Below are 12,708 nucleotides of genomic sequence, written 5' to 3'. Positions count from 1 at the left end.
TCGCAGCAGTTTCGCCGAGCCTTCTTCCTGCCTGTACTTCAGCGGACGTCAGGCGCACTCGGAGGAAGGTTGTATGAACGACAGCCGTCGGAGTCTGGAGAGTCTCAAGAAGGAAGCGAAGCGCTGGCTTGCCGCGCTCCGCGCGAACGACGCGCAATCCCGCGCGCGATTGATTCATGCGGTGCCAGGCTCACCGGAGGTGCCCGGCCTGCGCGATGTGCAGCGCGCGCTGGCGGTGGAGCAGGGCTTTTCCGGTTGGACTGCGTTGCAACAGCAGTATCTGCGCGACGCGGCGGCGGCGAGTGAAACGCTGGCGCACTACGAGAACAAAGCCGATGCGTTGATTGAGGCGTATCGGACGGGTACGCCGGCCGCGATGGAACGACACTGGGCGTTGACGTGGCATCGGCGCGCATGGTCCGGGATGCGCACGTATGTGCAGGCCGATCTTGGGAAGGCGCCCGGCGACGACATTGAGATCACGCTGGACGATGCGCGGTGGCTGGTGGCGCGCGAACACGGATTTGAAAGCTGGGACGCGCTGCGCCGCGTGGTGACCACGGTCGCCAGACCGGCGCTGTTGATGGTGAAGCCGATGGCATTGTGGGCCGCCGCGAGCGAAACCGGTAGTCGCACACCAATGCCGGTGTCGATTTCGCGCGACTGGGCGGAGCTGTTGGAAGAGTCGCGCGAGAGCGACGTGACCGGCCTGGATGCGCATGGGCAAATGACGGACGCACTGCTGCGTGATGTGGTGTTGTTATCGCAGCTGACGACACTCAAGTTGGGCGGGTCGCACGGAGTAACCGACGAGGGCGTCGCCTTGCTGGCGCGTATGCCCAACCTGCGTGTCCTCGACCTGAGTGGAACCGCCATCACCGACCGCGGTGTCGCGGCGTTACGCGATGCGACCGGGTTGCGTGAACTGTCATTGGCCTGGACACGCACGACGGATACTGGTGTGGCGGCGTTGTCGGCACTTGCGCACATCGAGCACGTGAATGTGAGTGGCACGCACTGTGGCGATGGCGCGATACGCGCGTTTACCGGCAAATCGCACTTGCGGCACTTCCTGAGCGGACAGGACACTACCGACGACGGGTTGGCGCTCTTTCACGAGTATCCGGTGTTCAAGCAATGGCAGGGCGGCGATATGCAGATGGCGCTGCTCAGCTATGACACCGAGCCCAACCGGCTACTCCTGCGCGGCCAGATTACCGATCGCGGCGTGGCGCAGTTGCGGGGGCTGGACGGACTGTTCGGACTCAACCTGGACGACAGCGCCCTGCCGCTGACCGGACGCGCGCTGGAGCCGTTGGTCGATTTGCCGCACTTGGGTTGGTTGGCGTTCGACGCGAAGGACGATGCGATGCCGCATATCGCGCGCATGCCGCATTTACGATTCCTCGGCTGCCAGGACACTCCCGCCACCGATCGCGGGTGGGTGGCGCTTGGTGCATCGCAGTCCATCGAACACATATGGGGTCGACGATGCTATGGATTGGAACGAGCAGGATTCCTGGCGCTCTCGCGCATGCCGCGACTCGCGAATCTCTCGGTGAGCTGCAAAAACGTGGACGACGTTGGCGTGTCGGCGCTGCCGGACTTCCCCGTATTGCGCGAACTGATGCCCATGGATATTCCCGACGCGGGGTATCGGCACATTGGACGCTGTGATGGACTTGAGTCACTGGTGTTGATGTACTGTCGCGACACCAGCGATGCCGCGACCGAACATCTGGTGGGGCTTCGTCACTTGTCGAAGTATTTCGCCAGCTACACACAAATCACCGATCGCACGCCCGAACTGCTGTCGCGCATGGAGTCGTTGGAGCACGTGACACTCGACAGTTGCGCCGGACTCAGCAACGCGGGAATCTCGCACCTGGCGCGGCTGCCCAGGTTACGAGAGCTGCGCGTGTCTGGTCGCGGACTCACGTCAGCCCTGAAGTCGGCGTTCAGTCCTGCGGTGACGGTGCACTACTCACTGTAGATCGTCGCGAGTTTCCGGGCGGGGTCGAGGCTCCCCCTTCGCGGCTTGCTGCTTCGCGCGCCCGTCGCTGTTGCGTGACGTCAGCATCGGTGCGCGCTCGCAGAGGCCGCTGCGGGGGAGCTTCGACCCCGCCCGGGCCGCAAGCATAGCAACTACGTCCGCTGAAGATGTCGCGTGTGCCACCACCAGAGCACCGCACTGAATAGCAGGGGCACGGTGGCGCCGATGTAGGGCGCGAGGGTGGCGGCGCGGGCCGCGAGGAGCGGATCAACGGTGACCGTCCAGAATCCCCGCGACGATTTTTCGCCCACTGCCCACTGCGCAAAATTCACAGCGGCATGGAGTCCGATGGGCATGGCGAGCCCACCGGACACGATGGCCGTGGTGCCGAAGAGCACTGCGCTGGGAATGACTCCGAGCACGATAGCCTGCCAAGGCCAGCCGAACGCCACGTGCGAGAGTCCGAATGCGATGGCTACGATCACCTGCGCGCGCCAGGTGCCGATGGCCGTGGTGAGGGTGCGGAGCGGATAGCCACGAAAGCCCAACTCCTCCATGCTGGAGAGTGCGATGAAGCTGCACACCATCAGCACGACCACCCTTGCGGAGGGCTGCGATGCCGACGCCACCACGAGTGGTCCCACCGCGAGCGAGATGCACAGCAGCGTTACGCCGTAGACGGTGACGCCGAGGAGGATACCGCCTGTAAAGCGCCATGCGGTGCGAGCATCGACGCCCAATCCCACGTCATGGGGCGCGCGTCGTTCGCGCCTGAGGAAGAGGAGGGTCATTCCCAGGATGGCGACTGACGCGGTCATGCCCCAGGTAATGTCGGCGAAGCGTGGCGGTGCCATCCCCTTGGGAATCGACGCCAGCCAGAGCAGTAGCATATAGGCCAGCAGAAACAGTCCGACGCGCACGGATGCAGATTTCAGGAACGCCTCACGGGTTGCGATGCGGACAATACGCCATCGAGCATGCATGAGTGTCAGTCGCCTGTATCTCCTGATCTTCGCCGCCGCCTGCGACGCTACCGTTGCATCAGACCGCGCCGGCGTGAGTGTCACGGATTCCGCTGGTGTCGCCATTGTCACGAACCAGCGGCCGTCGTGGACGGCTACGTCGGGATGGCACGTGGATTCTGTACCCATCACCAGTATCGGTGGTGATGATCGCGATATCCACCAGCAATTCCAGTACGTGGGCGCGGCACGACGCCTGAGCGACGGTCGTGTGGTGATTGCCACCGCCAACGACTTCCGGTGGTTTGATGCGAACGGGAAGTACCTGATGACCAGTAGTCGCGCCGGCGATGGGCCAGGTGAGTTTCGCTACCTAAGTACGCTGCACCGCGCGGTAGGCGATACCGTGATCGCCGGCGACGGCATGGGACGCCGAGTGTCAACGTTTGGCCCTGATGGTGTGTTCATTCGGGAGCAGCGACTGGACCTGTCGCGTTTTGCGGCGTTGGGGCGGTGGGAGGAGTGCGCCAGTGCGCTGTTGCCGGATGGGTCTCGCTACACATGCAAGTCGGATCCTACCATTCCGGCCACATTGTCGAATCGACCGAGTCGCATGGTGAAACCCGGATGGAGTTCGCCGGGGCCCGGCCATCTGCGTCAGCTCAAACGCACCTATCTCGTTCCCGCCACGCTTGACACCGCATACCCGATGGGGATCGTTGCGGGGATCGAGCAGTTTGGCGTTCGCTCCGGCACGAATGGTGAGGTGTTTCTCCAGCATCCGTTCTATTCGTACTCGCTGATCGCGTCCGGCGGGCATCCGATGCGCATTGTGTCGATTACCAATCCGGACTACCGCATCGAAATCTGGACACCGAAGGGGACCCTGGAGCGCGTCATTCTGCGCACCAATGGTCGTCGTGCGCCCACACGAGAAGAGCGAGCTGATGCTCGTGCCCAGATGCTGACCATGCACCGTCGCATGGCTGACCCTGTCACGCTGGCGCGACTGGTGGATGCGGTGCCGACCCCGGACTCGTTGCCCGCCGCCGTTGGATTGGTGGTGAGTGACTCGGGCGAAATTGTGGTGCAACGGGAAGGCTTTCCAGCCGGACCACGGGCGTCGGCGTTTGATGTGTTCGGCGCTGACGGTCGGTGGCTTGGCGCGTTTCAATTCGCGCCACGGACCCTCCTGATCGAGGTTGGCATCGACTATCTCCTGACTGTACGTCTTGACGCGGACGATGCGCCGCACGTGGAAGTGCTGCGACTGCATCGGAGGCGATAGCACATGCGGCGCAGGCCTGGTTCATGCGCTCGCGCGCTGCGACACGTTGCCGAATCGGCGATCGCGCCGGGCATAGTCGGTGAACGCGGCGTCGAGATCAGCGTTGGCGATATCCGGCCAGAGGACGTCGACAAACCGCAACTCGGCGTACGCACACTCCCACAGCAGGAAATCCGAGAGGCGTCGCTCGCCGCCGGTGCGCAGCAGCAGGTCTACGGGCGGCAGAATTGACGACCCATCTGGGGATGCGGAATCGACGGTGAGCGCGGGCATTGCGTCCTGAATGGCGGCGCGGCTGGAGTAGTCGATCGCGACGCGCAGATGCATCCTGCGTCCCCGCGTGGTGCGCGCCTCGGCCTCGGCGATGGCGTTTCGCAGAGTGACCGGGAGCCGAGTTCGCCGGCCAATCACCGACAGACGGATTCCCGACTCGACCAGCGAATTCGTGTGCGCGTTGAAGTGCGAGGTAAAGAGGTCGAGCAAGGCATTCACTTCGACTACCGGGCGACTCCAATTGTCGCGGGAGAACGCGTACAGGGTGAGCTGTTCCACGCCTTTGGCGGCACAGTGTGACACCACGGCCTGCATAGCGCGGGCACCGGCCACGTGACCCGTGAACCGCGGGCGCCCGAGACGCTCGGCCCACCGCCCGTTTCCATCCATGATGATGGCGAGGTGGCCGGGAAGGGATGAAATGCCTGATCGCATGGGGACGTCCTCCGAAGTTGGCAGTGGAATCTGTTTGCGAAGTACTTTACCGTACAAAGGTGAGTAGGTTCCAGTCAGCCCGCAACCCGGATGGGCTGGCGGCCGGTTGGCCGCCAGTGGCGGGTGCCAAGCATGATGCCAGGTGTCCCTTGGTCAGGATCTGATGTCCCGAATAGCTCGCCTCCGCATGATGTACCTGGTGCTCGTGGGCGCCACGATGGCGCTGGGGTTGGTCGTGCACTGGCGTGGCGACATGCTGGGTGTGGACATTCGCGACGTGACCGGCGACGCCCTGTGGGCCATGATGATCGCGTGGGGAATGGGGGCGTGGCTGCCCGTCACTGCGCTGCGCATTCGCAGTGCGGCGGCGCTGACCATTTGCCTTGCGGTTGAGTTCAGTCAGCTCATTCACACACCGGCGTTGGATGCGGCACGAGCGACAACGGTTGGACATCTGGTTCTGGGCAATGCGTTTGATGTCAGAGACCTGGTGTCGTACGCGTGCGGCGTTGGCGTCGCCATGTTGCTGGAACGCGTCTTCATGGTCCGGCATTAGCGTTGCATTACGGAATCATTAGAGCGGCTTTTACGCATTGCGAGGAGGCGCCAACGCGCGGTAGGATCCCGCATGCCGCGTTTGCCGCGCGTTGCCCCTATGCTCCAATGCCTGCTTGGTGTGCTCCTCCACACCACAGCGCTCGGAGCGCAATCACTTCAGGGGACGGTAGTCGATAGCGCGCTCCGCAAACCGGTACCGGGCTCGATCGTGATGGTGCTCGATGCGGCCGGCAATTCCCTTGCGCGAACGCTGACCAACCAGCGCGGCCAGTATCGGGTGACACTGCCCAACCATGCGGCCCGTGTGCGCGTGCTGCACGTCGGCTTTCGGCCTGGCGGCGCCGCCATTCCGCCTACGGCGAACGGGGTGGCACGACTTGATGTGTCGCTGGCGCTGCTCAGCACGGTGCTGGAGGCTGTTGACGTTCGCGACAACACCAACTGCGCCGTACGGCGCGATCGCGGGCAAGCGCTGGCTTTATGGGAGCAGGCGCGTCAGGGATTGCTGGCGATGATCGTGGCCCGCGAAGCGATCCCCTCACGTCTCAAACGACTGCGTTTCCAGCGCGTGCTGGAGGGTACGGGCGATCGGATTCTCTCGCAAGACGTTCAGGTGGACTCAACCACCGGCGAGTCGCGGCCCTTCCAAGCGGCGCGTTCGGCCCGGGATTTCGTGCAGCTTGGTTTTGTGGAGGATAGCTCCGGCGTGCGCTCCTACTTTGCCCCGGATGCTGACGTGATGCTGGAGGACGCGTTCTTCTATGGCTATTGCTTTCGTGTGATGCCCGCGGACAAGTCGCACCCCGGATTGGTGGGGGTTGGGTTTTCAGCGGCGAAGCATCGCGCACCCAACGTGGACATTGACGGCGCGTTCTGGATGGATACCAGTGCGCGCGTGCTCACGCGCATTGAGTTCCGATACGTGGGGCTTGATCCCAGGCTGGAGCTGCACCGACCTGGTGGCCGAGTGGAATTTCGGGAGATGTCCAACGGCATTGTGTTGATCGACCGATGGGTGCTGCGGTTGGTGGCCACGCGCCTTGATACTGTCTATGTCGTGCGGGATCCGTCGATGCGACGCAACCGAGACGTTGTGCCGGAAGAGCGAGCGCGCTTCGAGGTGAATGAAAGTGGTGGCGAGTTGGCCACGGCGCGATGGGAGGATGGCACGGCATGGCAGGCGTCCCTGGGAATGGTGCGCATTGATGCCCGAACGCACACGGGAGCACCCGCAACCGGCACGGATATTTCGCTGGAGCATACCGACTATCGCGGCGTGGTGGACACCACTGGTCAGTTGGTGTTTCGCGACCTGTTGCCGGGCCCCTATCGCACCATCGTGCACGACACCGTGTTGGCGCCAATCGATATCACGCTGAAGACACCCATCGCCTTCAGCGCGGTCCGCGATTCCGTGCACACGGCCACGCTTGATGTGCCCACCGCGTACGACTACGCGCGATCACTGTGTCCACCTGAGCGTCTCCCGTCGCTGCGCCCGATTGCTTTTTTCGCGTACGTCACCATGCCGGACGGACGGCCAGCGGCCGGACTGGAGATCAAGGAACTCGTCAAGCGACCGTTGGACGTTCCGGAATGGAAGTCCACGGCATTTGGCGGCAAGACGGATAAGGGCGGCCGCTACTTCAGCTGCTGGCGATATCGCGCTGGATGACGTGGTACAGATTTGGGTGCGGCAAGGCAACGAACCGCCGCACGTGACGCTCAAGAAGATGACGGGGCGGGTGAATGCGGTGCCGATTGTGTTGCCTCCGGAGGACCAGTGGTAGCACTCCGTCGGTCGTCAGCGTGTGCCTGCATGTTGTTGCTCGCTGCGTCGGCGCACGCACAGTCGCTGGCGATGCAGTCGTCGCGTATCGCGGGCTGTTGGCGCGCCGATCGTCCGCTTGGCCCCACGGGTGGTGTCGAGCCTGTTGCTCGCGACTCGGCGTTTCGGACGTTTGTGCTGCAGGACAGCGGGCGAGTGGCGTTGCCCACTATTCCCGATCGTTGGCGTCGCCTGGGTTGGGAGGAGCGGAGCTCGTGGACGGTGCGGCGGGACTCGGTCAGGCTGCGTGTGTTCACCGGATTGCAGGGATGGGATGCGCAGTTGGTGTTCGCGTCCAACGGGCAGTCGCTTCACGGGGTGGCGCAGTATCTCACGGATGTCATAGCGGTTGGCATGGCCCCACTGCTCGTGCCCGCAGTGCTGGCGCGAATCACCTGCGAGGCGTCATGGCCGAGTGTGGCGACAACGGCGCGGGCACTGCGACCGTGGCAAACCGGAGAGCCGCTGTTCATGGAACGCCAGGTTGACCGGCCCGCGGCGCTTGCGTCGGCGCTAGTGGGAGGAATTGTCGCGAGTCGTCCGTTGGGGTACGACGAGCGCGCGAAGCTGGATTCGAGTGGTGCGCGCGCAGGGATTGCGCGCGTGGTGCTGCAGTTTGTGGTGGAGTCGGATGGCCGAGTGGACGTGGGGAGCGTGAAGGTGCTGGCCAGCGACGGGGATGAATTCACGACGCGGGTGATGCAACTGCTGGGCGCTTGGCGATTCACGCCGGCGATGCGGCGGGGAGTGGCGGTACACCAGTTGGTGTACCAGCGATTCGAGGTGCGCCGCTAGGGATGAAGACCCGCGTCATGTACGTGTTCCTATGTGAAACATACGTAAAGGGGTTGCGTTTTCGGGGCGCACTGGCGAACTTACCACATTCGCTTTCATGGCCTCGGAGGCACCGTGCGCGCCCAACAGATTGCCAAATCGCTTCGCTCGGCTCGACTCAAGTTGGGCGCAACGCAGAAGGAGATGGCCGAACGCGTCGGCGTGAGCCCGCGGCTGTGGGCGGAGGTTGAGCGCGGGGAGCGGCCGAATGTGAGTCTTGAAACAGCGCTTCGGATGCTCAAGGCGGTTGGTGTGGCGTTGCGACTCGACGAGGTGTCGGCGCGAGTTCCGAGCGCGGAGGAGGCAATGCTGGCACGTGCGGCAGAGCGGCGCGCGACCTGGACTGGCGGGCGCACGCGTTTGGGCGAGGATGACGAGCCACGAGTTGATAGTCTCAGTGTATCGGAGCGGCTGGGCGCGGTAGCGATGGTTTCCCAGCTGGCCTATGCGTTCGCGAGCAAGGCGCCGCGAGCCACCAGTAGAGTCGCCGAGCCGCCACCGTTCGCGAGCAAGCCGGGCAAGCCGGGCAAGTCGGGCAAGTCGGGCAAGTCGGGCAAGGGTCGCAGGTAGTCATGTCACCACGTGAACTTGAATTACCGCAGGACTTTCTAGAATTCATCACGATGCTAAACGCGCATCAGGTGGAGTATGTAATCGTCGGTGGCTATGCCCTCGGCGCTCACGGGTATGTACGAGCTACGGGCGACATCGATTTTCTGTATCGGCTTACCTCGCTGAACGTCACTCGACTGTGTGCTGCCCTTGGGCAGTTTGGTGCCCCGTCGCAGCTCATTGATCACACGGAACTGCTTGATCCAGATGCTGTGACGTTCTTTGGAGTCCCGCCGTATCGGATCGACCTGATGTCGTCAATCTCGGGTGTCGAGAGTGAGAGCGTGTTCGCCACCGCGATCGAAGACACAATGGCTGGACAGCGCGTGCGCGTCATCGGGCGGCAGGCGTTGGAAACGAATAAACGGGCATCAGGTCGCGACAAGGATCTTCGTGATCTTCGGGCGCTTGCTCGTATGGACAAACAACGGCGTTAAACCTCTATCCGGTGTGCCCGTGAATTCTCTCATTGCGCGAGCCGTCGCTTGCGTTGCCTCCGTTTCTGTTGCGCTCACACTTGGGTGCGCATCCAGTGGCGCGACCACAGCATCCATGCCTGGGACAGCGGTCCCGTCGTCGCGCCCGTCTGTCGCCAACCCTGCCGCCGATGCTCGTTGGGCCGACTCCGTGCTGGCCACCCTCACCCTGCGTCAGAAAGCCGCGCAGATGGTGTGGGTGTGGACCCTTGGCGATTACACCGCCATTGACGCCCCCGCGTACACGAACATCGAGCGACTGGTGCGTGAGCAGGAGTTGGGCGGCGTGATCGTGTCGGTGGGCGGCCCGTTGGATATCGCGGCGAAAACAAACGCCCTGCAGCGCGCCTCGAAGCTGCCGTTGCTGATTGGGGCCGACTTGGAAACGGGGGCGGCGTTCCGGGCGCGTGGCGGATGGTTTCTGCCCAACGCCATCGAGTTGGGCGGCGCGACGTCGTTTCCGTATCAAATGGGCATTGGCGCCACGCGCGACACGATGCTGGCGTATGAGATGGGGCGCGTGACGGCCATCGAAGGACGGGCGATGGGCATCCACATGGCGTTTGCGCCCGTGTTGGACGTGAACAACAACCCCAAGAATCCGGTGATCAGCTCCCGGTCGTTTGGTGAAGATGCGGCGTTGGTGGGTCGCTTGGGCGCGGCGTTGGTGCGCGGCATTCAGGCCAATGGCATGCTGGCCACTGGCAAGCACTTTCCGGGGCACGGCGACACCGAACAGAACTCACATCTCGAATTGGCGCGGGTGGACGTCTCCCGCGCGCGACTGGACAGCGTGGAACTGCGACCGTTTCGCGATGCGATTGCGGCGGGTGTGCGCGGCATGATGACGTTCCACGGCGACTTGCCGGCGCTGGACACGAGCAAAACGGCGGCGACGCTGAGCGCGAAAGTGATGACTGACGTGCTGCGTCGCGACATGGGATTCCAGGGCATCCTGGTGACCGATGCGTTGGACATGAACGGCGTGCTGGGCAACATGACGATGGCAGAGGCCACTCAGCGATCGGTGGTGGCGGGCAATGATGTGCTGCTGATGCCAACCGATGCGAAGATCGCCATTCAGGCTGTGGTGGATGGTGTCGCCACGGGGCGATTCAGCGAAGCGCGCGTGAACGAATCGGTGAAGAAATTGCTGATGGCCAAGCATGAGTTCGGGCTGCATCGCAATCGCCTGGTGGACATTGAAGGCGTACGCAACCGTGTTGGTGTGGGCGCGAGTGTGGTGCCGGCGCGCATGGCCGCCGAGAAGGCGATCACGCTGGTGTACGACTCGCTCAACCTCGTGCCGTTCCGCATGGCGGCACAAAGCAGGGTGGTGAGCATTACGGTGACGCCACGGGTAGACCTGAGTGCAGGACGGATTTTCGATGCTGATCTCAAGGCCGCGTATCCGCAGCTGTTGTCGTTGACGCTGAGTCCGGAAACGGTGTTCGACAACACGGCGGGCGCGGCGGCCGGTGGCACGGGCACGTACAAGGCCAATCCTGAGCCGGCGCTGTTGCCGGCGGCGGTGGAGAACGCCATCAACATCGCGCGCGGCGCCGATGTGGTGATTCTGTCCAGCTACATTGGCGCCAGTACGAACACGGCGAGCATGGCGCCGACGCAGGGTGTGCCGGAGTTGATCAATGGCCTGCGGAATGCGGGCACCAAAGTGGTGCTGGTGTCGTTTCTCAACCCGTACCTGGCGTTGGGACTGCCCCGCACGGATGCGCACCTGATTGCGTGGAGTCCGTGGACGTTGTCGCAGCATGCGGCGGCGCGCGCGATGCTGGGTAGAGCGCCGATCACGGGGCTGTTGCCCATCACGCTGCCGGGGATCGCGGCTTATGGAACGGGTATTCGGCGGTAGGGCACTACGACCCGTGAGCAGGCTCCTGGGCGTCGTGACTTTCTTGTGGCTGAGGTGTGAGCGGAGAGGGGCCGGAGGGGTGAGCAACGGAAGCGTTGAGCGTTGAGGGGCCAGCTGGTGAGGGCAGAGCGCTTGACGCCTCCAATACTCATCAGCTCCCGGCGCCCTGGAGCTGGCCCATCAATTGTCGCAAGACACGACAGCACTCTAGAACGTGAACGTCGTCCCGGCAAATCCCCACCGTTCGGTGCGTGCATTACCTGGCGTGTGCCGGAGAAACGAACCCGGCACCACCACGCCGCCCCCGCCAACCACGCGCAGATTTCGCGACAGTTTCCAGGTGCCGGTGAGGTCCAGTTCATCGGCGACATGCGACTCGCGCGATCCAGTGGCGGCGCGATAGACCACGTTCTGCTTTGTGTAAACGCCGTCGTCGGCGCGCAGCCGATCAAAGCGGTACAGCGCGCCGCGCAGGGCGATCGCCTTGAACGGATCCCACGTGCCAAGCAGATGCAGTTCGCGCAGATTGGCGCGGCCGAAGATGTCGGCATAGCCACCGTGTGAATGCGCGGCCGGGTAGAGCACGGCAAATGCCTCCTGTTGCCCCGGGGTCGTCGCACGCTCGCCGCTGGCTTCCTCGATGCCGAGCGCGAGCATCGGCGCTATGCGCCCGGCGCCACGTCTGCGACTCAGCCACCAGAACCATCCATCGGTTCGCGCCGGCGGCTGACCGTCTGCAACGCGCCTTCGGCTCCATCGTGTACTGCGGCGGAAGGCGTCTTTCCCCACTGCCACTGCGTTCGCGCGCCGTTCGTCACGCGTCGCGTGAGCGCGGTGGGGGTGCGCAGGACCTGTTCATACCAATAGCCCTGCCAGACGGCCGGCAACGCGTGCACGAGCGGTTTCGCACCCGCGGCACTGCCGAATGAAAGGGTGCGAAACCGCGCCGAGCTGTCCGCGCGATTGACACCCGATTGGCGCACGATCATCGGATGGGCGTCGATGGCTTCGAACATGAACGCCCCGCGCACGAGTTGCAGGCGGGCGCCCTGCGATCCACGCCGCGTGTTCGACCAATCGGGGACGCCGAACAGGCGCTCGCGGTTGAGCGCGATTTCCTGTCGGCCGTAGCGCAGAAACGACGCACCCACCGCGACATCGGCAAAGAGATTCTGCACGTCGTGCCGATCGGCGTCGGCCGGCCGTGCGCCGCCCGGCAGTGCGCGACCGTAGCTCTGTGCGTCGCGCACTTCCGCAAAGACCCGGCCGTGCAATCGCTGGCGATTGCCGGCCTGAACATCGGCGCTCATCAGGAGTCGCGACTGGCTATTGTCGTCGTTCTGGGCCGACAAGTTGAAACCGCGATAGAACTCCTCGCGCCAGCGGGCCTGTCCGGCGAGGGTGAGCGAAAGCGAGGCCGTGGGCCACAGCGGGATGGCCTTGATGGCGTCATCCCAGCGGGGGGAGCGCACGGAAGCGGGCCAGGTCTCGTCGAATCGCAGATTCTTGAATTCCGGTCGCGGTGCCGGCTTGGTGACAGCGGGTTGTGGGGCTTCCGTGTCCGCCCTGGCATATC

The 12,708-nt window shown here is 63.9% G+C and carries 12 protein-coding genes; 8 read left to right on the top strand and 4 right to left on the bottom strand.

What is annotated here, in order from left to right; genetic code table 11:
- Nucleotides 1–73 precede the first annotated feature (73 nt).
- Nucleotides 74–1,993: a hypothetical protein gene (locus IPP90_07850; GenBank protein MBL0170631.1), complete on the top strand. Its 1,920-nt coding sequence runs from the start codon at nt 74–76 to the stop codon at nt 1,991–1,993.
- 152 nt (nt 1,994–2,145) lie between these two features.
- On the opposite strand, the gene IPP90_07845 is transcribed toward IPP90_07850, so the two are convergent.
- The gene (locus IPP90_07845; GenBank protein ID MBL0170630.1) at nt 2,146–2,976 is read right to left on the bottom strand and encodes a CPBP family intramembrane metalloprotease; all 831 of its coding nucleotides are present in this window, start codon (nt 2,974–2,976) and stop codon (nt 2,146–2,148) included.
- On the opposite strand from IPP90_07845, the gene IPP90_07840 reads away from it, so the two are divergent.
- Nucleotides 2,975–4,243: a hypothetical protein gene (locus IPP90_07840; protein MBL0170629.1), complete on the top strand. Its 1,269-nt coding sequence runs from the start codon at nt 2,975–2,977 to the stop codon at nt 4,241–4,243. The two genes, IPP90_07845 and IPP90_07840, sit on opposite strands and share 2 nt — an antisense overlap.
- Before the next feature lie 21 nt (nt 4,244–4,264).
- On the opposite strand, the gene uppS is transcribed toward IPP90_07840, so the two are convergent.
- The gene (gene uppS, locus IPP90_07835; protein MBL0170628.1) at nt 4,265–4,951 is read right to left on the bottom strand and encodes a di-trans,poly-cis-decaprenylcistransferase; all 687 of its coding nucleotides are present in this window, start codon (nt 4,949–4,951) and stop codon (nt 4,265–4,267) included.
- A 163-nt stretch (nt 4,952–5,114) separates the two neighbouring features.
- On the opposite strand from uppS, the gene IPP90_07830 reads away from it, so the two are divergent.
- From IPP90_07830 to IPP90_07805, 6 genes are all read left to right on the top strand, one after another.
- Nucleotides 5,115–5,507, top strand: a complete 393-nt coding sequence (locus IPP90_07830; GenBank protein ID MBL0170627.1) for a DUF2809 domain-containing protein — start codon at nt 5,115–5,117, stop codon at nt 5,505–5,507.
- A 72-nt stretch (nt 5,508–5,579) separates the two neighbouring features.
- Nucleotides 5,580–7,184: a carboxypeptidase regulatory-like domain-containing protein gene (locus IPP90_07825; GenBank protein MBL0170626.1), complete on the top strand. Its 1,605-nt coding sequence runs from the start codon at nt 5,580–5,582 to the stop codon at nt 7,182–7,184.
- Nucleotides 7,185–7,328: 144 nt separating this feature from the next.
- Nucleotides 7,329–8,132, top strand: a complete 804-nt coding sequence (locus tag IPP90_07820) for an energy transducer TonB (protein MBL0170625.1) — start codon at nt 7,329–7,331, stop codon at nt 8,130–8,132.
- 114 nt (nt 8,133–8,246) lie between these two features.
- Nucleotides 8,247–8,741, top strand: coding sequence for a helix-turn-helix transcriptional regulator (locus IPP90_07815; protein MBL0170624.1), 495 nt, complete (start codon nt 8,247–8,249; stop codon nt 8,739–8,741).
- A 2-nt stretch (nt 8,742–8,743) separates the two neighbouring features.
- Nucleotides 8,744–9,220, top strand: coding sequence for a hypothetical protein (locus tag IPP90_07810; protein MBL0170623.1), 477 nt, complete (start codon nt 8,744–8,746; stop codon nt 9,218–9,220).
- 115 nt (nt 9,221–9,335) lie between these two features.
- Entirely contained in the window at nt 9,336–11,132 is a 1,797-nt protein-coding gene (locus IPP90_07805) for a hypothetical protein (protein MBL0170622.1), read from the top strand.
- A 207-nt stretch (nt 11,133–11,339) separates the two neighbouring features.
- Here the strand turns inward: IPP90_07805 and IPP90_07800 are convergent, their stop codons facing one another.
- Together IPP90_07800 and IPP90_07795 are read right to left on the bottom strand one after the other, a co-directional pair.
- Nucleotides 11,340–11,789: an alginate export family protein gene (locus tag IPP90_07800; GenBank protein ID MBL0170621.1), complete on the bottom strand. Its 450-nt coding sequence runs from the start codon at nt 11,787–11,789 to the stop codon at nt 11,340–11,342.
- A gap of 32 nt (nt 11,790–11,821) precedes the next feature.
- Nucleotides 11,822–12,604, bottom strand: a complete 783-nt coding sequence (locus tag IPP90_07795; GenBank protein MBL0170620.1) for an alginate export family protein — start codon at nt 12,602–12,604, stop codon at nt 11,822–11,824.
- Between the last annotated feature and the right edge of the window lie 104 nt (nt 12,605–12,708).

The organism is Gemmatimonadaceae bacterium (genome assembly GCA_016720905.1).
Classification (GTDB): domain Bacteria; phylum Gemmatimonadota; class Gemmatimonadetes; order Gemmatimonadales; family Gemmatimonadaceae; genus Gemmatimonas.
Note: the sequence above shows the minus strand (reverse complement) of the source record. Positions and strands in the feature narration are given on the sequence as shown.

Bases quoted from the DNA above. Each gene is read 5' to 3' on its own strand.
- IPP90_07850 (MBL0170631.1), top strand. From the start codon at position 74: ATGAACGACAGCCGTCGGAGTCTGGAGAGTCTCAAGAAGGAAGCGAAG.
- IPP90_07840 (MBL0170629.1), top strand. From the start codon at position 2,975: ATGAGTGTCAGTCGCCTGTATCTCCTGATCTTCGCCGCCGCCTGCGAC.
- IPP90_07845 (MBL0170630.1), bottom strand. From the start codon at position 2,976: ATGCATGCTCGATGGCGTATTGTCCGCATCGCAACCCGTGAGGCGTTC.
- uppS (MBL0170628.1), bottom strand. From the start codon at position 4,951: ATGCGATCAGGCATTTCATCCCTTCCCGGCCACCTCGCCATCATCATG.
- IPP90_07830 (MBL0170627.1), top strand. From the start codon at position 5,115: ATGTCCCGAATAGCTCGCCTCCGCATGATGTACCTGGTGCTCGTGGGC.
- IPP90_07825 (MBL0170626.1), top strand. From the start codon at position 5,580: ATGCCGCGTTTGCCGCGCGTTGCCCCTATGCTCCAATGCCTGCTTGGT.
- IPP90_07820 (MBL0170625.1), top strand. From the start codon at position 7,329: ATGTTGTTGCTCGCTGCGTCGGCGCACGCACAGTCGCTGGCGATGCAG.
- IPP90_07810 (MBL0170623.1), top strand. From the start codon at position 8,744: ATGTCACCACGTGAACTTGAATTACCGCAGGACTTTCTAGAATTCATC.
- IPP90_07805 (MBL0170622.1), top strand. From the start codon at position 9,336: ATGCCTGGGACAGCGGTCCCGTCGTCGCGCCCGTCTGTCGCCAACCCT.
- IPP90_07800 (MBL0170621.1), bottom strand. From the start codon at position 11,789: ATGCTCGCGCTCGGCATCGAGGAAGCCAGCGGCGAGCGTGCGACGACC.